The following is a 22247-nucleotide window of genomic DNA, read 5'->3' as shown; positions in this document are numbered from 1 at the left end:
TAGTTGCCGAGCAGAAGCCCGACGAGTGGGACACCACAGTAACTACAGGCTCGGCAAAACTAGACTCCCCAGCTGTGAGCAAAAGTCCGCTGCGCTGGTTGACTGAACAAATCACATTGGCCGGCATGCGGCCACCAATTTCGCCGCAACTGCTGATCAACCGGCCCGCGATGCAACCCGTCGACCTCACCGGCAAGCGCATCCTGCTCACCGGCGCGTCGTCAGGCATCGGTGCGGCCGCGACCAAACAGTTCGGACTGCACCGCGCCGTCGTGGTTGCCGTCGCGCGCCGTAAGGATCTGCTGGATGCCGTGGCGGACCGGATCACCGGCGACGGCGGCACGGCGATGTCGCTCCCCTGCGACCTCTCGGACATGGAAGCGATCGACGCGCTGGTCGAAGACGTCGAAAAGCGCATCGGCGGGATCGACATCCTGATCAACAATGCCGGCCGGTCGATCCGGCGGCCGCTGGCCGAGTCGCTGGAACGCTGGCACGACGTCGAGCGCACCATGGTGCTCAACTACTATGCCCCGCTGCGGCTTATCCGCGGGCTTGCACCCGGGATGCTCGAGCGTGGCGACGGCCATATCATCAATGTCGCCACCTGGGGCGTGTTGTCGGAGGCTTCGCCGCTGTTCTCGGTGTACAACGCATCGAAGGCCGCACTGTCGGCGGTGAGCCGGATCATCGAAACCGAGTGGGGTAGTCAGGGCGTGCATTCGACGACGCTGTACTACCCGCTGGTGGCAACTCCGATGATTGCGCCGACGAAGGCCTACGACGGGCTGCCGGCGCTGACCGCCGCGGAAGCCGCCGAGTGGATGGTCACCGCCGCCCGCACCCGACCGGTGCGGATCGCGCCTCGGGTTGCCGTCGCCGTCAACGCGCTGGACAGCATCGGTCCCCGCTGGGTCAATGCACTCATGCAGCGCCGCAACGAACAGCTCAACCCTTGAACCGGGTCCCGGCCTGCCGACCCTCGGCCGCCGGCGTGCCGCTACGTGATAGACACAGGGCCATGGAAATCCTGGCCAGCCGGATGCTACTTCGGCCGGCGGACTATCAGCGGTCGCTGAGCTTCTACCGTGACCAGATCGGGCTGGCGATTGCCCGTGAATACGGGGCCGGCACAGTGTTTTTCGCCGGTCAGTCACTGCTCGAACTGGCCGGTTACGGCGAGCCGGACCATTCGCGGGGACCTTTTCCCGGCGCGCTGTGGCTGCAGGTGCGCGACCTCGAGGCTACCCAGACCGAGCTGGTCAGCCGAGGCGTGTCGATCGCTCGCGAGCCCCGCCGCGAACCGTGGGGCCTGCACGAGATGCATGTGACCGACCCAGACGGGATCACACTGATATTCGTCGAGGTTCCCGAGGGTCACCCGCTGCGTACAGACACCCGGGCGTGAACTCCGCAAAACGCTGGGTTACGTGATTGGTAACATCTGGCGACGAGTCGAGATACACCCGCATTTCGCGTACTCGTTTGATCGACAACGCAATATCCCGACCAGCAGAATCAGGCCCTGTGAACCTTCAGTTGTTCCTTTTGCTCATTGTCGTCGTGACGGCATTGGCGTTCGACTTCACCAACGGGTTCCACGACACCGGAAACGCCATGGCGACCTCGATTGCCAGCGGCGCCCTGGCACCGCGGGTAGCGGTAGCACTTTCTGCCGTGCTGAACCTGATCGGTGCGTTTTTGTCCACCGCCGTGGCGGCCACAATCGCCAAGGGTCTGATCGACGCGAATCTGGTGACGCTGGAGTTGGTGTTCGCCGGCCTGGTCGGCGGGATCGTCTGGAACCTGTTGACCTGGTTGCTGGGCATTCCGTCGAGTTCCTCACATGCGCTGATCGGCGGCATCGTCGGCGCCACAATTGCCGCCGTCGGCCTGCGTGGGGTGATCTGGAGCGGAGTGGTGTCCAAGGTGATCGTGCCGGCCGTGGTAGCCGCGCTGCTGGCCACGCTGGTCGGAGCAGTCGGCACCTGGCTGGTCTACCGGACGACGCGCGGGGTTGCCGAAAAGCGTACGGAACGCGGTTTCCGGCGCGGCCAGATCGGCTCGGCGTCGCTGGTCTCGCTGGCGCACGGCACCAACGACGCGCAGAAGACGATGGGCGTGATCTTCCTGGCGTTGATGTCCTACGGCGCGGTCAGCACGACGGCATCCGTGCCGCCGCTGTGGGTGATCGTGAGTTGCGCCGTGGCCATGGCCGCCGGTACCTACCTGGGTGGCTGGCGCATCATCCGCACCCTAGGCAAAGGGCTGGTCGAGATCAAACCACCGCAGGGTATGGCCGCCGAGTCGTCATCGGCCGCCGTCATTCTGTTGTCCGCGCACTTCGGCTATGCGCTGTCCACAACGCAGGTCGCGACCGGGTCCGTGCTGGGCAGCGGCGTCGGCAAGCCCGGCGCCGAGGTGCGCTGGGGGGTAGCCGGCCGCATGGTGGTCGCGTGGCTGGTGACGCTCCCGTTGGCCGGGCTGGTCGGGGCCTTCACCTACGGGCTGGTGCATTTCATCGGTGGCTACCCCGGTGCGATCCTCGGTTTCGCACTGTTGTGGCTGACCGCCACCGCCATCTGGCTGCGGTCGCGCAGGGCGCCGATCGACCACACCAACGTCACCGCCGACTGGGAAGGCAACCTGACGGCCGGCCTGGAAGCGGGTGCGCAGCCGCTTGCGGATCAGAGGCCGCCGGTGCCTGCACCGCCGGCTCCGACTCCCCCACCGAACCACCGAGCACCACAGTTCGGCGTCACCACGAGGAACGCCCCGTGAGTGCCTGGTTCAACTACACGGCCACCCTGAAGATCCTGATCTTCAGTCTGCTAGCCGGCGCGCTGCTACCGGGCCTGTTCGCGGTGGGCGTGCGGCTGCAGGCCGCCGGCGACGGTGCCGACGCCACCGCGCGCCGGCGCCCGCTACTGGTTGCCGTCAGTTGGGCGATCTTCGCGCTGGTGCTTGCGGTAGTCATCATTGGAGTGCTGTATATCGCCCGTGACTTCATCGCGCATCACACCGGCTGGGCCTTCCTGGGCGCCACACCCAAGTAGAGTCGCAGATGGCCGCGACATAGGGTTTGGCGACGGCCCCGACGGGAAGATATAGCAGCGTGAACCGGTTTCTCACCTCGATCGTCGCGTGGTTGCGCGCGGGATATCCCGAGGGCATTCCGCCGACCGACTCCTTTGCGGTGCTCGCCCTGCTTTGCCGCCGGCTGAGCCACGATGAGGTCAAGGCGGTGGCTAACGAACTGATGCGACTCGGTGACTTCGACCAGATCGACATCGGCGTGGTGATCACCCATTTCACCGACGAGTTGCCGTCACCGGAGGATGTTGAGCGCGTCCGGGCGCGGTTGGCCGCCCAGGGATGGCCACTCGATGACGTCCGCGACCGCGAGGAGCACGCATAGCCATCCTGCGTGCGCTGCACGTCCCGGCCGGTTCTGCTACCGCGCTGCTGCTGCCTGCCCTGCAACGAGTGCTGGGTGGCAGCGACCCGGCATTGGTCGCGGTGCCCACCCAGCATGAGTCCTTGCTGGGCGCTTTGCGAGTGGGCGAGCAGATTGACGACGACGTCGCCCTGGTAGTGACGACGTCGGGAACCACGGGACCGCCCAAGGGCGCCATGTTGACCGCGGCGGCCTTGACCGCCAGCGCCTCGGCCGCCCACGACCGGCTCGGCGGACCGGGCAGCTGGCTGTTGGCTGTGCCGCCGTATCACATCGCCGGGCTGGCGGTGCTGGTGCGCAGCGTGATCGCCGGATCAGTTCCTGTCGAACTGAACGTCTCCGCGGGATTCGATGTCACCGAATTACCCAACGCGATAAAGAGATTGGGTTCTGGCCGGCGATACACGTCGCTGGTCGCCGCACAGTTGGCCAAGGCACTTACCGACCCGGCGGCCACGGCCGCGCTGGCCGAATTGGACGCGGTGCTGATCGGCGGCGGGCCGGCCCCCCGGCCCATCCTGGACGCCGCGGCCGCCGCCGGCATCACGGTGGTGCGCACCTACGGCATGAGCGAGACCTCGGGCGGCTGTGTCTACGACGGCGTCCCGCTCGACGGGGTCCGGCTGCGGGTGCTGGCCGGCGGCCGCATAGCTATCGGCGGTGCGACCCTGGCCAAGGGCTATCGCAACCCGGTCTCGCCCGATCCGTTCGCCGAGCCAGGCTGGTTTCACACCGACGACCTTGGCGCCCTTGAATCGGGTGATTCGGGTGTGCTGACCGTGCTGGGCCGAGCCGACGAAGCGATCAGCACGGGCGGATTCACCGTGCTGCCGCAGCCAGTGGAGGCCGCACTGGGCACCCACCCTGCGGTGCGTGACTGCGCGGTTTTTGGACTTGCCGACGACCGACTCGGTCAGCGAGTGGTCGCCGCGATTGTGGTCGGCGACGGATGCCCACCACCAACGCTAGAAGCGCTGCGGGCGCATGTCGCGCGCACCCTGGACGTCACCGCCGCGCCCCGAGAGCTACATGTCGTGAACGTGCTACCGCGACGCGGCATCGGCAAGGTGGACCGGGCAGCGTTGGTGCGCCGGTTCGCCGGTGAAGCCGATCAATAGGCTGATCGGTCGTGAGGATCGGTCGCCGCGAGGGATTGGCCGTCGCGATCGGGTTTGTCCTGGTCGGCGCCGCGTTCGTACTGCCGCGGTTGAACCTGGGAATCAAACCGCGATCCGATATCGGCTTGGAGCGGTTTGCCACGCGCGCCGGCGCCGCGCCGATCTTCGGCTACTGGGACGCCCATGTTGGCTGGGGCACGGCCCCGGCGGTCCTTACCGCAGTGGCCGTTGTGGCGTGGGGGCCGGTAGTGGCGCACCGGCTCCCCTGGCGGGTGCTGACGCTGAGCACCTGGGCCACCGCCGCCGCCTGGGCGTTCTCACTGGCGATGATCGACGGCTGGCAGCGCGGCTTTGCCGGCCGATTGACCACCCGTGACGAGTACCTGTGGCAGGTGCCCGGCATTGCCGACATCCCGGCGACGTTGCGGACGTTCACCAGCCGGATTCTCGACTTCCAGCCCAATTCCTGGGTGACTCACGTCTCCGGGCACCCGCCGGGTGCGCTGCTGACGTTTGTCTGGCTGGATCGGATCGGGCTGCGCGGTGGCGGTTGGGCGGGGCTGGTGTGCCTGCTGGTGGGATCCAGCGCGGCGGCGGCGGTGCTGATCGCCGTGCGGGTGCTGGCCAGTGAGCAGATGGCGCGGCGGACGGCACCATTCGTCGCGGTAGCGCCGACGGCGATCTGGATCGCGGTTTCGGCCGACGGGTATTTCGCCGGTGTGGCGGCGTGGGGTATCGCCCTGTTGGCGGTGGCGGTGCATGGTGCCACTCGCTTCCCGGCGCTGGTGGCGGCCGGAGCGGGGCTACTGCTCGGCTGGGGTGTCTTTCTCAACTACGGGCTCGTGCTGATCGTGCTGCCGGGGATGGCGGTGTTGGCCGCCGCAGATTGGCGGCCCGTCCTGCGGGCACTGGGGCCGGCCGTGCTGGCGGCGCTGGTGGTGGCGGTGAGCTTCGCGGTTGCCGGATTCTCCTGGTTCGACGGTTATACCCTTGTCCAGCAACGCTATTGGCAGGGGATCGCCAAAGATCGGCCGTTCGGCTATTGGTCCTGGGCAAACTTGGCGTGCGTGGTCTGCGCTATCGGGTTAGGCAGCGTCGCAGGTCTCAGCCGGGTATTCGACCGGGCCGCGATCAGTCGTCGATCCGGCTGCCATCTGCTGCTGCTGGCGGTGCTGGCCGCCATCGCCTTGGCCGACCTGAGCATGCTGAGCAAAGCCGAGACCGAACGAATCTGGCTGCCCTTCACCATTTGGCTGACCGCGGCGCCCGCACTGCTGCCGCCCCGCTCGCACCGACTCTGGCTGGCGGTCAACGCCGCCGGGGCCCTACTGCTGAACAGCATCATCTTCACCAATTGGTAAGCAAGTGCGCCGGCGCGGCCTCAGAGTCCAGCCGCGCGGGTAGCCTGCGCGAACCGACTCCCCGGAGCGCAGCAATCGCGTACCAGCGCGATGTCGTCCACGATGTCGAAGTCGCCCAGACGCTGCACTAGCGTCACATCAATGCCGTTGTCGCGCAACGCCTTCAAGGTGAGCTCGCCGGTGTCTGGCTGTGACATCGGGACGGCGCGCAGGCACTCGGCCGCAGTAGGCGTGCGTATCCCCAGCACCCACCAACCGCCGTCGAACGCCAGGCCGAGCACCGCGGGGATTTGAAGCAGCAGGCGTGCACAATCGGCCAACAGCTCGGCGGTCACCTGGGGCGTGTCCATCCCGATCTGCAGCACCGGATAGCCGTCGGCCGCGTCGACGTGTGCGTTGGCGAGCCGGTCGGCGAAGGCGTCACCGCGCTGCCGAAATACCGTGAAGGACTTAAGCCGTCGGCGGATCTCCGCGGAATCGGCCGCTGAGTCCAGGTCGCCGGTAAGCGCCACCGCCCGGGCGGTGACCGGCGCAGCGGCCACCGCATCCAGGGTGTCCAGCAGTGCGGCCGCGGCGATGTCGGCGGCGACCTTATCGCCAATCGCCGCGGCCAGCCGGGTCTTGACCCGGCCCGGCTCCGGCGCTTTAGCGACCACCAGCACGCTGACCGGCAGGCAGCTCACGAGATCACCTTCCAGAAGTCCAGGATCGCGATGATGCTGCCCCGCAGCGAACCGCTGACCTTGGATTTGCCGCCGGTCCGGGGACCGTAACTGACGTCGAGTTCGACGACACGCCAGCCCGCCGCAGCGGCCCGGACCAGCAGCTCCAGCGGGTAACCCGAGCGTCGATCGACAACGCCCAGATCCAGCAGGGCCTCTCGCCGGGCGACCCGCATGGGCGCGATGTCGTGCACCGGCAGGCGGTGGCGGGTGCGCAGCCGCCAGCTCATCACCACGGTGCCCACCCGGGCGACCCATGGCCAGTGCAGGCCCGCCACCGGCCGCCGCCGACCGGTCACCAGGTCGGCGCCCTTGTCGAGTTCGGCGACCAGCTTGGGCAAGTCGCCGGCATCCATCGAGCCGTCGGCGTCGATGACCGCTACGATGGGGGTGGTCGCGGCGAGCACACCGGCATGCACCGCCGAGCCGTATCCGGGCCGCGGCTCGACAACCACCTGGGCACCGTGGCGGGCGGCCACCGTCGCGGTCTCATCGGTGCTGTTGTTGTCCACCACTAGCGCCCGATAGCCGGCCGGGATCGCGGCCAGCACCGCCGGGAGTGACTCCTCCTCGTTGAGACAGGGCAGCACCACCGTCACCGCATCACCGGCCATGTCCTCCGACCGTAGTGAAGCCGCGACCGTGATCAGAATCCGCCGAATAAATCGCCCCCGCCGCTGCCGTTGCGGCCACCGGACGGCGGCTGCGGAGCCGGCGCCACCGTCTGCGGGGCCACGGTCTGCTGCTGGGTTGGCATCTGTTGGGTTGGTTGTTGCGTGGGCTGCTGCGTCGGCTGCGGAGCGACGGTCGTCGGCGTGGCGGTGGCTGGAGCGACCGTGGTCGGGGCGACGGTGGTCGGAGCGACCGTCGTCGGGGCGACGGTCGTCGGCGGCGTGGTAACCGGAGTGGTCGGCGGCGTCGTTGGTGGCGTGGTCACCGGAGTGGTCGGCGGCGTCGTTGGCGGCGTGGTCGGCGGCGTCGTTGGCGGCGTGGTCACCGGCGTGGTCGGCGGCGTCGTCGCCGACGTGGTCACCGGCGTCGTCGGCGGTGCGGTGGGGATGGTCGGCATTCCAGGCTGCCAACCCGGGAACGGGGGAATGATGATCGGGACCGGGATTGGCACCGGGGCAGGCACAACACCGGGCACGGCCGGCGCTTCCGGCGCAGGCGAAGCCGGCGTCCCACCCACCCCGGGTGAGGTACCCGGCCGCGGCACCACGTTCTGTACAGCCGGAATGGTGCCGCCCTGGAATCCAGCGGTGGGATCATCGGGCGGAGGCGGCGGGACCGGCGCCTGCTGTTGCGTCGGCAACAACGGCATGAACTTCCCTGGCTGGGCGTTTTGGTGTCCCTCTACCGGTTTTGAGGCCGCGGTCGGTCGGATGGTGACCGCCACCGCCACCGCCAGCGAGGCGAAACCGATCACCGCAAAGGCCACGACAGCGTTGCCGATCAGCAGCGACCGTCGGCTCAACGGCGCCGAGCGATCCGCGGCTGCCCCGTATTCGTCGTGTTCCTCATATTCGTCGACCGGAAGCAGCTCGTAATCGCTGGCCTGCGAGTACGCCAGCTGCTCGCCTTCAGAACCCGATTGCCCCGCCTCGGCCGGGGAGAGCGAAGTGGTCGCATCCGCGACCAGGGCCGGGTGCGCCATCGTAGCGGCGCCGGCCGCCATCGCCGCGCCACGGGCCAGCGCGAACGTGGGGTCGTCGGGAGTCTGCACGCGCATCGTCGACGCCGCGCGCAGCTGGTCGGCAAGAACCGTGGTGTGCTCGGCGGACCTACCCACCAGGAAGACATCCCCCGGGGCGAGGGCCTGGTCGCCGAGCCGGGCCATCAGGGTATCGACGGTCGATGTGGCGTCGGCGCCCGCCACCGGCGCGACGGCCACCATCGTCGGCGGCGCGTCCGGGTCACCAACCACCGATAAGGTTGCCGTCTCATCACCCACCAACAGCACGGCAGAGCCGGCATGTGCCGCCCCGACCAGCGCCGTGGCGGCCTGCGCCTCGGATATCACGGCAACGTCGTGGACCCCGGAGTCCTGCAGTGCGTGCTGCAGCTCGTCAACTTTGGCCTGATCCGGCCAACACAGCCGGGTAGCGACCAGCCGGTGGTTTTCGCCGGCCAATGACCGATCCGTGCCCACCACGGTCTCGGTTAACACCTCGACCGGGTGCTCGGCCACATCGAGCACGAACTGGTCGATCACGGTGCCGGGCGCAGCCGAGTCGACCAGCGCCAGACGCGCGACCCGATCCGTGACCGCAACCCCCAAAGCGACGTCCATCGCGGCTCTCCTTCGGCTGGCTACCCCACAACCAGCAATGTCCCGGCATCGTTACACTGCGATACCGTCGGCAGTATCGGTCATTCGGCGACAGCGTTCGCCTATGACCGCAGCGTAACCGGGTTCGCAAACAGCGGGACGGTCACCGGGCAAACGAGATCCGCCCAACCGCGTGTTCTGCGCCACTGCCGCGTCGTCGGAACGGAGACTATGTTCGCAAGCGAGCAACGCAGTCGGCCCGGCCGGGTGCACCCACGCCACCACAGGACCGACTCGGCGCCAACCGTTCTTGATTCCCGGGGGGCATCGTGGGCCTGAGCAGCGACGACACCCGACGACGCGAGGTCGTCCGCGACTTGGCCGCTGGTGCCCTGCTCATCGGTGCGCTGTTTTTCCCATGGAACCTGTATTTCGGTTTCCGAATCCCGGACAGCAGCAAGACCGTGTTCGGGTTGCTGCTGGCGGTGACATCGCTCTCTTTGGCATCGCTTGCCGTGACCTTCGCCGGGAGGCGCTCACAGCTTCGCCTGGGCCTCAACGTCCCCTATCTGCTGCTGGTGCTGGCCTTCGTGGTGTTCGACGCGATCCAGACGATTCGACTCGGCGGCACCGTCCACGTGCCCGGTGGTGTCGGGCCGGGGGGATGGCTGGGGATCACCGGCGCGCTGTTGAGCGCGCAACCGGCGCTAACCGGCGCTACCACCGATGAGGGCAGCCACAGCAGGTGGCTGCGGGCCACCCAGTTCCTCGGCTACGCGTCTATGTTGGGTGCGGCCCTCAGCACCGGTTTCAACCTGAGCTGGCGGGTCAGGTACGCGTTGGAGCCCGCGGCCGGCGCGTCCGGTTTTGGCAAACAGAACCTCGCGGTCATCGACACGGCGGTGGTGTACGGCGTGGTAGCCCTGGCCGCCGTGCTAGTCGCGTCCCGGTGGCTGCTTCGGCCTACAGCGGCCGAAGCGCTCTCAACCGTGGCGCTGGGTGGCTCCACCCTGATCGCCGGGTCCATCGTGTGGAGCCTTCCCATCGGCCGCGAGATCGACGCGTTCCACGGCATTGCCCAAAACACGTCGACGGCCGGCGTGGGATACGAGGGTTATCTGGTGTGGGCCGCGGCCGCGGCAATGTGTGCGCCGCTGACCCTGTTCAGGTCCCCGAACGCGCCACCGATCGACAAAACCGTGTGGCGGGCAGCGTCCCGAAACAGCTTGCTGCTCATCGCCGTGTGGTGCCTGGGCTCGGTAGCGATGCGGTTGACCGACCTCGTCGTCGCGGTGCTGTTGAATTATCCGTTCTCGCGCTACGACAGCATGGCGCTGGCTGCGTTCGATCTGGCCACCGCGGTCCTAGCGATCTGGCTTCGCTTCAACATGGCGACCGAGGCCCTGCCCGCGAGGCTGATCTCGTCGCTGTGCGGATTGCTATGCACATTCACCGTTTCGCGCGTCATCGTCGGCGTCGTCCTGGCTCCGCGATTCCAGGCATCTTCGGGCGGGTCGGCTCACCCCGTCTACGGAAACGATCTTGCCCAGCAGATCACCAGCACCTTCGATGTGGTGCTGTGCGGCCTGGCGCTCAGCATCCTCGCGGCGGCCATCGTCATCGGCAGGCTGCGCCAGCTGCCGCAACCCCCGCACACCCCGGCGCTGTCCCGGCCTGCTGGATCCCCCCGGATTTTCAGGTCAGCTGGGTCGACGCACCCAGTGCGGCCGAAGATCTACCGGCCGCCGGACCACTCGTCGTAGCTCGAGCGGTCAGCGAAGCGGCGCGAACGCGAACTCACGCAGTCCTTCGCCTGGATCGACGGCCGCGCGGAACCCGAGCACGCGGGCGGCCCGCGCGGGATCGGCGACAATGTGGCGCACGTCGCCGCTGCGGTAGTGCCCGGTGATGGCCGGGGACATCGAGCCACCGCGGGCGTCGCATATCGCGGTTGCCACCTGAAGGATCGAGATGGGGCGCCCGGAACAGACGTTGACCGCGGTAAACCCGTCGCGGTCCGCTTCACCCAGATGCACCGCGGCGAGGTTCGCCGCGGCCACGTCGTCCACGTGCACGAAGTCCCGCATCTGGCCGCCGTCTTCGAAAACCTTTGGTGGCTTGCCTTTTTCAACCGCCGAGCGGAAGATCGCGGCCACTCCGGAATAGGGGGTGTCGCGCGGCATGCCGGGGCCGTAGACGTTGTGGTAGCGCAACGCCACCACCGAACCGCCACTCGCTTCCGACCACGCCAGCGCGTAGTGCTCCTGCGCGGTCTTGCTGGCCGCGTACAGGCTGCGCGGGCGCAACGGGGCATCCTCGTCGACCAATTGCCAGATGACTGGCTCGCCGCACCCCGGGCAACGGTGTTCGAAGACCCCATTGTCCAGGTCGGCTCGCCGCCGCGGCAGCGGGTCGACCGGTCCATGCTGGGGACAGTCATAGCGCCCCTGCCCGTAAACCACCATCGACGACGCCAGCACCAAACGGCGGACCCCGGCGGCGAACATCTGCGCCAGCAGCACCGTGGTGGCGAAATCGTTGTGGCCGCCATAGGCGGGTGCGTCGGCGGCGTTGACGCCGGCACCCACCATGGCGGCCTGGTGACACACCAGATCGACACCGGCCAACAACGGGGCCAGCGCGCTGGCGTCGCGCACGTCGACCCGCTGGCAGCCCGGTGGCAGCACCGGGTTTGGCCCGTGCGCGGCGGGCAGCAGCGCGTCGACGCCCACCACGTCGTGACCCGCAGCCCGTAACGCCGCATCCACGCGCGACCCGATGAAGCCGGCCGCGCCGGTCAGCAGCACCCTCATGGCAGCTCGAACGGCAACGGAACACCGGCGTGGTGTTGACAGTGCGTGCACGTGCGCTCGTCGGCGACCCGATCGATGGCGGCCCGCACCAGCCTTTTGAGCAGTTCGATGTTCTCCCCGAATGCGGCGAACACGTCGGCGGCTTTCACGCCATCGCCAGCAGCGACGCCGGCATCCACATCTGTCACCAAAGCGATTGCTGCGTAGCATAATTCGAGTTCGCGAGCCAGCACCGCCTCGGGATAGCCGGTCATGTTGACCAGATTGCACCCGGCAGCGGCGAACCACTGGCTTTCCGCGCGGGTGGAAAACCGCGGACCCTGGATCACCACCATGGTGCCGCCGTCGACAACACCGGGCAGGCCGGTCACCGCGGCCCGCAGCGTGGGGCAGTACGGATCGGCGAAGGCGGCATGGACACCGCCGAAGTCGAAATAGGTGTCGGCGCGGCCGCTGGTGCGGTCGACCAGCTGATCGGGCACCACGACCGCGCCGGGCCCGAGTTCAGGGTCCAGGCTGCCGACCGCACACGGCCCGAAGACCCGCCGCACACCAAGCGCGCGCAGCGCCCACATGTTGGCCCGATACGGCACGGCGTGCGCCGAGTACTGGTGATGGGCGCCGTGGCGGGGCAAGAACGCGACGTCGTGCACCCCGATGGTGCCGATCGTGATCGGGGCGCTGGGTTGACCGTAGGGGGTGTCCGAATTGACTGTGCGGGTGTCCGACCCAAAGAAGGTGTAGAAGCCGCTGCCGCCGATCACTCCGAGCATGCGCCCATTGTTGTGCATAGGGCAGGATGCCCTGGTGGCCAGTTTCGCACAGTGGGTCTCCGGCGCGCGGCCCCGAACGCTGCCGAACGCGATCGCGCCAGTGGTTGCCGGCACCGGCGCCGCGGCCTGGCTGCACGCGGCCGTGTGGTGGAAAGCGCTGTTGGCGCTGGCTGTTGCGGTGGCGCTGGTCATTGGGGTCAATTACGCCAATGACTACTCCGACGGCATCCGCGGCACCGATGACGACAGGGTGGGTCCGGTGCGGTTGGTGGGCTCGCGGCTGGCGACCCCGCGCTCGGTGCTGACCGCTGCCATGACGAGCCTGGCGCTCGGTGCGCTGGCCGGGCTGGTTTTGGCGCTGCTCAGCGCGCCGTGGCTGATTGCGGTGGGTGCGATCTGCATCGCCGGGGCCTGGCTCTACACCGGCGGGTCAAAACCCTACGGCTATGCGGGCTTCGGCGAACTGGCGGTGTTTGTGTTCTTCGGGCCGGTCGCCGTGCTCGGTACCCAGTACACGCAGGCATTGCGGGTGGACTGGGTGGGGCTGGCACAGGCGGTAGCAACGGGTGCGTTGTCGTGCTCGGTGCTGGTGGCCAACAACCTGCGCGACATCCCCACCGACGCGCGGGCCGACAAGATCACGCTGGCGGTGCGGCTGGGAGACGCCCGGACCCGGATGCTTTACCAGGGCCTGCTGGCGGTAGCCGGGGTGCTGACGTTCGTGCTAATGCTGGCCACGCCGTGGTGTGTGGTGGGCTTGGTGGCCGCGCCTTTGGCGCTGCGCGCTGCCGGACCGGTGCGATCCGGGCGCGGCGGGCGCGAGCTGATCCCGGTACTGCGTGACACTGGGCTGGCCATGCTGGTGTGGGCGTTGGCGGTGGCGGGGGCATTGGCGTTTGGTCAGTTGAGCTAACTTCGAACGTGCACTCAGGGCGGGCTCCGTCGGCGTGTCGTCGCCGTAGGTGCACACTCGACGAGAACAGATAGGACGGGTATGACGGAGATCGCCACGACCAGCGGCGCCAGGAGCGTCGGGCTGCTCAGTGTCGGGGCGTACCGGCCCGAACGCGTGGTCACCAACGACGAGATATGCCAGCACATCGACTCGTCCGACGAGTGGATCTACACCCGAACCGGCATCAAGACCCGCCGATTCGCCGCCGACGACGAGTCGGCGGCTTCCATGGCGACTGAGGCCTGTCGACGGGCACTGTCGAACGCCGGCCTGTCGGCGGCCGACATCGATGGCGTGATCGTCACCACCAACACCCATTTCCTGCAAACCCCGCCGGCCGCCCCAATGGTCGCGGCGTCGCTGGGCGCCAAGGGCATACTCGGGTTCGATCTTTCGGCGGGGTGCGCCGGATTCGGATATGCGCTTGGCGCAGCGGCCGACATGATCCGGGGCGGAGGTGCGGCCACGATGCTGGTGGTCGGCACGGAAAAACTGTCCCCCACGATAGACATGTACGACCGCGGCAACTGCTTCATCTTCGCCGACGGCGCGGCCGCAGTGGTGGTGGGCGAGACACCGTTTCAAGGCATTGGACCAACCGTGGCGGGTAGCGACGGCGAACAGGCCGATGCCATACGGCAGGACATCGACTGGATCACTTTCGCCCAGAATCCCAGCGGCCCACGCCCGTTTGTGCGGCTCGAAGGTCCCGCGGTCTTCCGTTGGGCAGCGTTCAAAATGGGCGACGTCGGTCGGCGCGCGATGGACGCCGCCGGGGTGCGACCCGACCAGATAGACGTGTTCGTCCCTCATCAGGCCAATAGCCGCATCAACGAGCTGCTGGTCAAGAACCTGCAGTTGCGGCCCGACGCGGTGGTCGCCAACGATATCGAGCACACCGGAAACACCTCGGCGGCCTCCATTCCGCTCGCGATGGCCGAATTACTGACGACCGGCGCGGCCAAGCCCGGCGATCTGGCCCTGTTGATCGGCTACGGCGCCGGTCTGAGCTATGCCGCCCAGGTGGTGCGAATGCCGAAGGGTTGAGCGCGCGAAGATCGGCGCTAGCCAGGGATCAGCCGTGCGGGCCGGTCGTGCCGGGGCTGCCGAACAGCGAACCGCCGGCACCGCCGCCCCCGCCGGCCGCGCCGGCCCCGGGGGAAGCGCCAAACCCGGCGGGCCCGCCGGCCCCGCCGGCCCCGCCGTCACCGCCGTTGCCAAGCAGCTGGGCATCACCGCCGCGGCCGCCGTCCCCGCCGTCGCCACCATCGTTGCCTGTGCCGCCGCGGCCACCACCGCCGCCGGCACCGCCGGCGCCGCCGTCGCCGTACAACCACCCACCCGCACCACCGGCCCCACCGGCACCCCCGTCGCCACCGATGGCGGTGGTGCCGCGGCCACCGCCGCCGCCGACGCCGCCGGCGCCACCGTTGCCGAACCACGCGCCCGCACCACCGGCCCCACCGACAGCCCCATCACCACCGGCACCGCTGCCGCTGCCGAAGCGGCCACCGCCGCCGCCACCGGCGCCGCCGTCGCCGCCGTTACCGAACAACCACCCACCACCGCCACCGGCCCCGCCGGCCCCGCCGTCACCGGAGGAAAGGCTGAAGACAGCACCGCCGACACCGCCGACACCGCCGGCGCCGCCATCGCCGTACAACCACCCGCCCGCACCGCCGGCCCCAGCGGCACCCCCAGCCGCACCGAATCGAGCATCCACTCCGCGTCCGCCCCAGCCGCCGTCCCCACCAAACCCGAACAGCCCGGCATCGCCACCATCACCACCCAGCCCACCAGTGGCAACCTTGATTGAGGCGGCCCCGCCGGCCCCGCCGGCCCCCCCATTACCAAGCAACCACCCACCAGCACCACCGGCCCCACCCGCACCCCCATCACCACCGGAATCCTGGGTGCTGCTGCCGTCGCCGCCGTCGCCGCCGACGCCGCCGTCGCCGCCGTTACCGAACAACAACCCACCAGCACCACCGGCCCCACCCACACCCCCAACGCCACTGACGCCGGTGCCGGACTCGTTACCGCCGTTGCCGCCTGCGCCGCCGTCGCCGCCGTCGCCGTACAACCACCCACCGGCCCCACCGGCCCCGCCGGCCCCGCCGGCCGCCCCGCTCTGGCCGAACCCACCCGCGCCACCGGCCCCGCCAAACCCGTACAGGCCGGCGTCACCGCCGTGACCGCCCGGCCCGCCGGTGGTGCTGACCCCGGTGACGGCCCCGCCGGTCCCGCCGGCCCCGCCGTTGCCGAACAGCCACCCGCCGGTCCCGCCGGCCCCGCCGGCCGCACCGGTACCCCCGACCCCGCCGGTCCCGCCGTGGCCGATCAGCCCGGCGGCGCCGCCGGCCCCGCCGGCCTGCCCGGCCGCACCCGACCCGCCGTTACCGCCGTTGCCGTACAACAGCCCGCCTGCCCCGCCGGCCTGCCCGGTCCCGGCCGCCCCGTCGGCGCCGTTGCCGATCAGTGGGCGCCCCAGCAACGCGAGGGTGGGCGCATTGATGGCGTTCAGCAACTGCTGCTCCACGTTGGCGGCCTCAGCGCCCGCATACGCCCCCGCACCCGCAAGAAGGGTCCGCGTGAACTGGTCGTGAAACGCCGCCGCCGCAGCGCTCGCCGTCTGATATTGCTGGGCGTAGGAGGAAAACACGGCCGCCACCGCCGCCGACACCTCATCGGCACCGGCGGCCAACAGCGCCATCGTCGGGGCCCCGGCCGCCGCATTGGCCGCACCGATAGCCGACCCGATACCCGCCAAATCCGCCGCCGCAGCCGCCACCAGCTCCGGGGTTACCAGCAAATTAGACATCGCACACCTTCCCGCAACCCACACCCGGTGCAGCCAACGTTAGGAGCCGCCAATCGCGGCCGAGGCGAATCGCCACGATCAGCGCAAACACTGTGCTGAATGCCCAACCCACTTGTGCACAATGCCGACTACCAGGCGCCCCGCGCTCACTGTTGTTCGGGTAGCGACTCGCCACGCAGCCGGGCCCGCAGCCGTTCCCGCTCGGCGCGCCGACGCTCACCGGCCACCGCGAGCGCGGCCGTGGCGCGCCGCCGCAGCGGGCTGAACACCCAAATGCCCAACGGCATCGCGATGATCAGCCCGAACAGCGTGGCCACGACAACGGGGAATTCGGTCAACCCGATCAGTCGCGCGACCCCGAAAATCGCTGCGCTGACCGCCACCACCAGCAGCAGCCGCGCCGTCGCATAGACCAGTATGTCGACAACACCCCGAGTGGTCTTGTCGTTAGGCGCTTCTGACACAGCCTGAGCCTACGGCGCGGGTATATTCGGTCCAAGGAGGTGTCGAGTGCTCTACCTGCTCCTCGTGCTGATTTTGGCGACGCTGATCTACCTTGGCTGGCGCGCTGCACGGGCACAGATGAACCGGCCCAAGACTCGCGTCATCGGGCCCGACGACGATCCAGAGTTCCTGCGGCGGTTGGGGCACGGGGACAATAACCGTTCCTAGGTGAAGCTCGGTTTGCAGCGCCGCGGGTCGCCGGGGAATCCAGCGGCCACCACCGCTGCCAGTTCGGTGAGCGCTTCGCGGGTCTCCCGCCGCAACCGATCCAGCGCGATTTCGGCGCCTTCTTCGAGGTGTGGGTCGAACGGCACCACGCGCACCGCACGGCAACGCCTGGAGAAGTGCTCGACGACCTTGCCCACGTCGACCTTGCCCGCGCGCGGCCGCACCGCGTTGACGACGGCGATCGAGTTGCGCACCTGGTCGTCGTGGCCGTGGGCCTGCAGCCAGTCCAGCGTCGCCGCGGCGCTGCGGGCGCCGTCGATGGACCCCGAGCTGACCACGACCAGTACGTCGGACCTAGGCAGAACCGCCGACATCGCCGAGTGCAGCAACCCGGTACCGCAGTCGGTGAGCACCAGGCCGTAGAACCGCTCCAGAATGTCCAGGGTGCGGGTGTAGTCGTCGGCGCTGAATGCGTCCGAGGAGGCCGGATCACTGTCCGATGCCAGCACTTCCAGCCCGCTGGGTCCCTTCGATGTGTAGCCGCGAACGTCGCTGTAGCGCTCGATGCCGTCGGCGTCGCGCAGCAGGTGCCGCACCGTGGCCGGCGTCTCGAGCGGGACCTTTTGGCTCAGTGTGCCGCGGTCGGGATTGGCGTCGACCGCGACAACCCGGTCACCGCGCAGGTCGGCAAAGGTGGCCCCCAGGGTCGCGGTGATCGTGGTCTTGCCGACACCCCCTTTCAACGACAACACCGCGATCCGGTAGCAGCCGCGCAGCGGGCGGTTGACCTGAGCGACCAGGTCGTTGAGGTGCGCGGCCCGAGGGCCTTCCCCGGCGTTGATCAGCCGACCCGACAGCAGATAGAGCAACCGACGCCAGCCTTCCGACGGTGGCGGCTTGACCGGCCTCAGCAGCGTGGTGGTGGCCAGTTCCGGATACGGCGTATGGGGCACCGGCTCGAGACGATACGGCGGCCTTTCAGCCGGGCTGGCCGGGCCCTCATCGGGGCCGCTGTAGTAGGCGCCGTAGGCCGTCGGGTCGAGCCGCTGGGTGCGGAACCCGGCAACTGACCTAGTCGGTGTTTCACCACCGGCCGCAGCCGGTGGTGCCCCCACGGATGGCACGGGCGGCAACTGCACGGTCGGATGATCCGTGCCGCCGTTGCCGCTATCGGGGGCTCCCACGCCCGTCCTCGGATGCTCGGTCACCAGCACTCCCCCTTGCTGCGGTCCTCGGGTCGGTTGCAGACGAACGGTCAGCCCACGCCCGCATACGAGTGCAGGCCGACGGTCACCAGGTTAACGAAGAACAGGTTGAAGACCATGGCCACGAAGCCGGCGACATTGATCCAGGCGGCCTTGCGGTCCCGCCAACCCGCCGTTGACCGCGCGTGCAGGTACGCCGCGTACACCACCCACGCGACGAAGGACACCGTCTCCTTGGGGTCCCAGCCCCAGTAGCGGCCCCAGGCTTCCTCGGCCCAGATGGCACCGAATATCACCCCGAAGCCGAAAACGGGGAAGGCGAAGATCGTGGTCCGGTAGGCGATTCCGTCCAGGGTTTGGGCATCGGGGAGCCGCCGCACCATACCCGCCAGCGCGCCTTCACCGGTTGGCTCACCCAGCCGCGAGGTGCGCACAAGGAACAGGATGCTGGCGACACCGGCGACCAGGAATACCCCAGAACCGAGGCTGACCACCGACACGTGAATGGGCAGCCAGTAGGACTGCAGTGCCGGCATCACCGGGGCGGCATTGGCGTAGAGCCAGCGTCCGGACACGGTGAGCAGGATCAGCACCGGGACCAGCAGGAAGACCCACAGCGGCCGGTATCGCGCACGGCGCAGCACGACCGCGCCGGCGGCCAGCCCGGACAAGCAGGTCAGGTTGATGAACTCGTACATGTTGCCCCACGGCACCCGCTGGGTGGCCAGGCCGCGCAGCACGACGCACGCCAGCAGTAGCCCGATGCCCAGATAGGCGACGGCCAGCCCGCCCCGCCCGACGCGTTCGTCGAACGGCCGGTGCCGTTGGTCCGCCACGATCCCAGGGGTAGCGCTATCGGTGGCCACCGATCCGGCCGGCACGGCCAGCGGCGCGAGTCCGCGACCGCGAACCTGGGCGAACTCGAACGCCAGCAGCAGCAGCGCGACCACCAGCGCCACCACGGCCGAGGTGAACGCCCAGTCGGAGTAGCGGGCCAGGCCGACGTTGACGTGCAGCGTGTTCAATCGACGTCCCTTCCGGTCCCTGCGGCCGCTTCGGCCATGTCCGGGGACCGCGCCTCAAAACCCGCCAGCAACCGCCCGGTCAGCCGCTCGAACTCGGCGCCCCACCCGGAGTTGTCGGTGCGCGTCAGGCCGCCCAGCTCGACGTTTACCGTACCCGCGGTCGTCGGCGTGATCCGCGCCCACACCCGGCGCCTGCGCACCAGCAGCGACACCAGCAGTCCCGCCATCATCGTGATTGCGAAGACCAGCACCCAGGACTGGCCGGGGTCGTGGGAGACCTGCAGGTTGACGAACGGCACCGCGCCGTCGAACCGGACCACCGTGCCGGCCGCCGGGCCTTGGTCGATGCGGACTTGCTGACCGGCGCGCAGGTTGACCCGCTTTTCCTTGACCAGCCGGCCCTGCTCGATCAGCCGGTGGTCCAGGGTGAACAACGACTGGGGCCGCCCGCTGTCCAGGCCGGTGTCGCCGCGGTAGATGTCGATGGCCACCGCCGGGGCATTGAGCGCGGGGAAACGCGACGACAGCAGGGTGCCGTCGAGCTGCTCGGTGGGAGCCAGCAGGCCCTGGATGGCGATCTGGTGTTTGCGACGCTCGTCGGGGTTGGGGTAGCTGCCGGCCGGCGGGTCGATGCGCACGACGCCCGCCGACAGCAGGGTCTGCGGGTTGTCGGGTCGCCACTGCACGGTCGACGTGCGGGTCTGCCCGTCCGGGAACGTCACGGTGAAGGTGGGCGCATAGCCGTGGCCCTGCAGGTACACCCGGTCGCCGCCGACCCGCAGCGGGTGATTGACCTGCAGCCGGTAGGGCCGCCAGCTGTTGGCGATCAGGTCAGCAGTGGCCGGGTCGGCCTGATAGTCGATGTCGGCGGCGAACGAGGTGGCCTGCCCGGACGGCAGGTAGTGCGCTTGGAAGTTGTTGACCCGCACACAGATCGGGTGCAACGACGTGCCGTCGACGGTGTTGCCGGCGCGAAACGAGTCGAACGCGGCCGGCGACGCCGAACAAAAACCGGGTCCGCCGTCGGCTATCACGATCACGTTGCCCTCGTAGCCGAACAGCTTGCCGACGGCCACCGCCACCAGCAGACCCAGCAGCGCGAAGTGGAACACCAGGTTGCCGAACTCGCGCAGGTAGCCCTTCTCGGCGGAGACTTCCACGCTGTCGCCTTGTTGCCGGGTGATGCTGCGCCAGCCGCGCAGCCGGCCCGTGATGGTGGCGGCCAGGGCGGCGGGCTCGCCGGCCAGCCGGGCGTGGGCGTGCTTGGGCAGCCGGGCCAGGTTGCGCGGGGCGGCGACCGGTGTAGCCCGCAGGCTGCGGGCGTGCTCGATCGTCCGCGGGGCCAGACAGCCGACGAGGGACACGAACAGCAGCACGTAGATGGCGGTGAACCAGAAGCTGGAGAACACGTCGAAGGCCTGCAGCTCGTCCAGCCACGGACCGATGAGTGGGTGCGCGGCCAGGTAGTCGTCCACCTTGGCGGCGTTGAGGCCACGCTGCGGCAGCAGGGCCCCGGGTATGGCAGCCAGCGCGAGCAAAAACAGCAGCACCAGCGCGGTGCCCATCGACGTCAACGACCGCCACATGTTGCGCGCCTTTTGCGCGGCACCCTGCCCACTCAAATCGGCAACCTCACGTCGGAAACGAAGGCGTCGCGCAGCCACGACACGACGTCGTTCCACACCCCGGTGACCAGCGCGGCACCGACCGCGATCAGCAGCGCCCCGCCGAAGATCTGGATGGCCCTGGTGTGCCGGCGCAGCCAGCCCAGGCCCGCCACCGCCCACGCCGAACCGAACGCCAAAAGCACGAACGGAATCCCCAGCCCCAGGCAATAGGCAATCACCAGCACGATCCCACGCGCCACGCTGGCACCCTCGGTGGCCGAGGCAACGGTGATCACCCCGGTCAGCGTCGGCCCCAGGCACGGTGTCCAGCCGAGCGCGAACACCGCGCCAAGCACCGGCGCCCCCGCTACGCTCGTCAACTGGCGCGGCGTGAACCTCGCCTGGCGCTGCAGGGCTCCGATGAACCCCACGAACACCAGGCCCATGACGACGATCAGCACGCCTCCGACCCGCTGCAGCAGCAGCTGATTCGTGATCAGCGTGGTGGTCATGCCCAAGACGGCGACGGTGCCCAGCACGAACACCGTCGTGAACCCCGCCACGAACAGCGCCGCCGATCCGGCGACCCGCCAGCGGGCAGCCACCGGGGGTTTGACGACGCCGGCCGGCAGCTGCTCGTCCACCCCAACGACGGCCGCCAGATACGACAGGTAGCCGGGCACCAGCGGCACCACACATGGTGAGGCGAACGACACCAGACCAGCCAGCAGACATACCCCCACCGCCACCAGCAGTGGCCCCACCGCGGCAATCTCGGTGAACCCGGTCATTGCGCCCCCACCGGAGCCCGACCCGACGGCTCCTCCTCGGCCACCCGCTCGACCACCGGCTGCAGGTCCGCAGCCAGCAATTCGCGCAGAAACACCGCCGCGACCCGGTGCTGACGGTCCAGCACCAGCGTGGACGGAATGACGCTGGTGGGGTATTTGCCACCGAATGCGATCAAGGTGCGCATCGCCGGGTCATAGATCGACGGGTACGTCACATGCCGGTCGTTGATGAAGTCCTGGGGCGCCTGGCGGTTGTTGTCGCGCACGTCGATCCCGAGGAACGACACACCCGCACCTCGGGTGGCGTCATACACCCGCTGTAGTTGGCTGACCTCGGCCCGGCACGGCCCACACCATTGCCCCCACACGTTGACGACGACGACCTGCCCAGGGAAGTCGTCCAGCGACACACTGCGCGCCGGATCCGCCAGCTCCGGCCCAGACAATGGGCCCGGGCGGCCGCGGCTGGCAGGCGGATCGTAGAAGATGTCGGTCTTTCCGCCGGGCGAGACGAATTCGAACGTGCCGCCTTGGGCGACGGCGTCGCGCCCGGAACAGCCGGTGAGCAGCAATGCCGATACCGCTGCGGCGATCACCAGCCGGCGCATGGTCAAAGCGCCGCTCCTTCTGGTCGCTCTGCTCTGCATCGTCGCCGGCG

22 protein-coding genes and 1 pseudogene are annotated in these 22247 nt (G+C 69.0%); 11 read left to right on the top strand and 12 right to left on the bottom strand.

All coding sequences use genetic code 11. The features are described 5' to 3' along the window. Positions 1-74: 74 nt before the first annotated feature. From MCAN_RS02850 to MCAN_RS02820, 7 genes are all read left to right on the top strand, one after another. Positions 75-959, top strand: coding sequence for an SDR family oxidoreductase (locus tag MCAN_RS02850; RefSeq protein ID WP_014000282.1), 885 nt, complete (start codon positions 75-77; stop codon positions 957-959). Between the two features lie 62 nt (positions 960-1021). Further along, positions 1022-1408, top strand: a complete 387-nt coding sequence (locus MCAN_RS02845; protein ID WP_003402907.1) for a VOC family protein — start codon at positions 1022-1024, stop codon at positions 1406-1408. A 119-nt stretch (positions 1409-1527) separates the two neighbouring features. Then, on the top strand, positions 1528-2781 hold the full coding sequence (locus MCAN_RS02840; RefSeq protein ID WP_014000281.1) for an inorganic phosphate transporter: 1254 nt from the start codon (positions 1528-1530) through the stop codon (positions 2779-2781). Then, the gene (locus tag MCAN_RS02835; protein WP_003402901.1) at positions 2778-3056 is read left to right on the top strand and encodes a hypothetical protein; all 279 of its coding nucleotides are present in this window, start codon (positions 2778-2780) and stop codon (positions 3054-3056) included. The genes MCAN_RS02840 and MCAN_RS02835 overlap by 4 nt, the downstream gene beginning before the upstream one ends. A gap of 59 nt (positions 3057-3115) precedes the next feature. Continuing rightward, positions 3116-3418, top strand: a complete 303-nt coding sequence (locus tag MCAN_RS02830) for a DUF3349 domain-containing protein (protein ID WP_003402896.1) — start codon at positions 3116-3118, stop codon at positions 3416-3418. 68 nt (positions 3419-3486) lie between these two features. After that, complete coding sequence (menE, locus tag MCAN_RS02825; RefSeq protein ID WP_003402892.1) at positions 3487-4575, top strand: o-succinylbenzoate--CoA ligase; 1089 nt, start codon at positions 3487-3489, stop codon at positions 4573-4575. Positions 4576-4586: 11 nt separating this feature from the next. Further along, positions 4587-5936, top strand: a complete 1350-nt coding sequence (locus tag MCAN_RS02820) for an integral membrane protein (RefSeq protein WP_003402890.1) — start codon at positions 4587-4589, stop codon at positions 5934-5936. A 20-nt stretch (positions 5937-5956) separates the two neighbouring features. On the opposite strand, the gene MCAN_RS02815 is transcribed toward MCAN_RS02820, so the two are convergent. From MCAN_RS02815 to MCAN_RS02805, 3 genes are read right to left on the bottom strand one after another with little or no spacing between them, the layout of a single operon-like run. Continuing rightward, positions 5957-6619, bottom strand: coding sequence for a TIGR04282 family arsenosugar biosynthesis glycosyltransferase (locus MCAN_RS02815; protein WP_003402886.1), 663 nt, complete (start codon positions 6617-6619; stop codon positions 5957-5959). After that, positions 6616-7272: a glycosyltransferase family 2 protein gene (locus MCAN_RS02810; protein WP_041179563.1), complete on the bottom strand. Its 657-nt coding sequence runs from the start codon at positions 7270-7272 to the stop codon at positions 6616-6618. Before MCAN_RS02810 ends, MCAN_RS02815 begins: the two co-directional genes overlap by 4 nt. A 32-nt stretch (positions 7273-7304) precedes the next feature. Further along, positions 7305-8948, bottom strand: coding sequence for a hypothetical protein (locus tag MCAN_RS02805; protein ID WP_014000279.1), 1644 nt, complete (start codon positions 8946-8948; stop codon positions 7305-7307). 308 nt (positions 8949-9256) lie between these two features. On the opposite strand from MCAN_RS02805, the gene MCAN_RS02800 reads away from it, so the two are divergent. Next, entirely contained in the window at positions 9257-10690 is a 1434-nt protein-coding gene (locus MCAN_RS02800; RefSeq protein ID WP_014000278.1) for a DUF7937 domain-containing protein, read from the top strand. Between the two features lie 9 nt (positions 10691-10699). Here MCAN_RS02800 and MCAN_RS02795 read toward each other — a convergent pair whose 3' ends face one another. Next, a complete protein-coding gene (locus MCAN_RS02795) occupies positions 10700-11740 on the bottom strand; it encodes an NAD-dependent epimerase/dehydratase family protein (protein ID WP_003402868.1) in 1041 nt (346 codons plus the stop codon). Then, positions 11737-12513, bottom strand: a complete 777-nt coding sequence (locus MCAN_RS02790; protein WP_230864405.1) for an S-methyl-5'-thioadenosine phosphorylase — start codon at positions 12511-12513, stop codon at positions 11737-11739. The genes MCAN_RS02795 and MCAN_RS02790 overlap by 4 nt, the downstream gene beginning before the upstream one ends. Positions 12514-12547: 34 nt before the next feature. Here MCAN_RS02790 and MCAN_RS02785 point away from each other — a divergent pair, with 34 nt between their 5' ends. Then, the gene (locus tag MCAN_RS02785) at positions 12548-13426 is read left to right on the top strand and encodes a 1,4-dihydroxy-2-naphthoate polyprenyltransferase (protein ID WP_003402865.1); all 879 of its coding nucleotides are present in this window, start codon (positions 12548-12550) and stop codon (positions 13424-13426) included. Positions 13427-13507: 81 nt separating this feature from the next. After that, positions 13508-14515 (top strand): beta-ketoacyl-ACP synthase III, encoded by a 1008-nt coding sequence (gene fabH, locus MCAN_RS02780; RefSeq protein ID WP_003402861.1) that lies wholly within the window; start codon positions 13508-13510, stop codon positions 14513-14515. On the opposite strand, the pseudogene MCAN_RS02775 reads toward fabH, so the two are convergent. Continuing rightward, a pseudogene (locus tag MCAN_RS02775) lies at positions 14411-16289 on the bottom strand (PE family protein). The gene fabH and the pseudogene MCAN_RS02775 overlap by 105 nt on opposite strands. A 146-nt stretch (positions 16290-16435) precedes the next feature. Continuing rightward, positions 16436-16753 carry a DUF4229 domain-containing protein gene (locus MCAN_RS02770; protein WP_014000275.1) on the bottom strand — a complete coding sequence of 106 codons (318 nt, stop codon included), beginning with the start codon at positions 16751-16753 and terminating at the stop codon, positions 16436-16438. A gap of 46 nt (positions 16754-16799) precedes the next feature. On the opposite strand from MCAN_RS02770, the gene MCAN_RS02765 reads away from it, so the two are divergent. After that, positions 16800-16961, top strand: coding sequence for a hypothetical protein (locus MCAN_RS02765; protein ID WP_003402851.1), 162 nt, complete (start codon positions 16800-16802; stop codon positions 16959-16961). Here MCAN_RS02765 and MCAN_RS02760 read toward each other — a convergent pair. From MCAN_RS02760 to MCAN_RS02740, 5 genes are read right to left on the bottom strand one after another with little or no spacing between them, the layout of a single operon-like run. Further along, the gene (locus MCAN_RS02760) at positions 16958-18175 is read right to left on the bottom strand and encodes a MinD/ParA family ATP-binding protein (protein WP_003898495.1); all 1218 of its coding nucleotides are present in this window, start codon (positions 18173-18175) and stop codon (positions 16958-16960) included. The two genes, MCAN_RS02765 and MCAN_RS02760, sit on opposite strands and share 4 nt — an antisense overlap. A gap of 41 nt (positions 18176-18216) precedes the next feature. Beyond that, positions 18217-19191: a c-type cytochrome biogenesis protein CcsB gene (gene ccsB / locus MCAN_RS02755; protein ID WP_014000274.1), complete on the bottom strand. Its 975-nt coding sequence runs from the start codon at positions 19189-19191 to the stop codon at positions 18217-18219. Beyond that, positions 19188-20777, bottom strand: coding sequence for a cytochrome c biogenesis protein ResB (resB, locus tag MCAN_RS02750; protein WP_003402848.1), 1590 nt, complete (start codon positions 20775-20777; stop codon positions 19188-19190). The genes ccsB and resB overlap by 4 nt, the downstream gene beginning before the upstream one ends. Positions 20778-20809: 32 nt before the next feature. After that, a complete protein-coding gene (locus MCAN_RS02745) occupies positions 20810-21589 on the bottom strand; it encodes a cytochrome c biogenesis CcdA family protein (RefSeq protein WP_003402847.1) in 780 nt (259 codons plus the stop codon). After that, positions 21586-22197 (bottom strand): TlpA disulfide reductase family protein, encoded by a 612-nt coding sequence (locus MCAN_RS02740; protein ID WP_003911234.1) that lies wholly within the window; start codon positions 22195-22197, stop codon positions 21586-21588. Before MCAN_RS02740 ends, MCAN_RS02745 begins: the two co-directional genes overlap by 4 nt. Positions 22198-22247 lie beyond the last annotated feature (50 nt).

Origin of the sequence: Mycobacterium canetti CIPT 140010059 (genome assembly GCF_000253375.1) — a bacterium.
In the GTDB taxonomy this organism is placed as follows: Bacteria; Actinomycetota; Actinomycetes; order Mycobacteriales; family Mycobacteriaceae; genus Mycobacterium; species Mycobacterium tuberculosis.
This window is presented reverse-complemented; position numbering and strand designations above follow the sequence as displayed.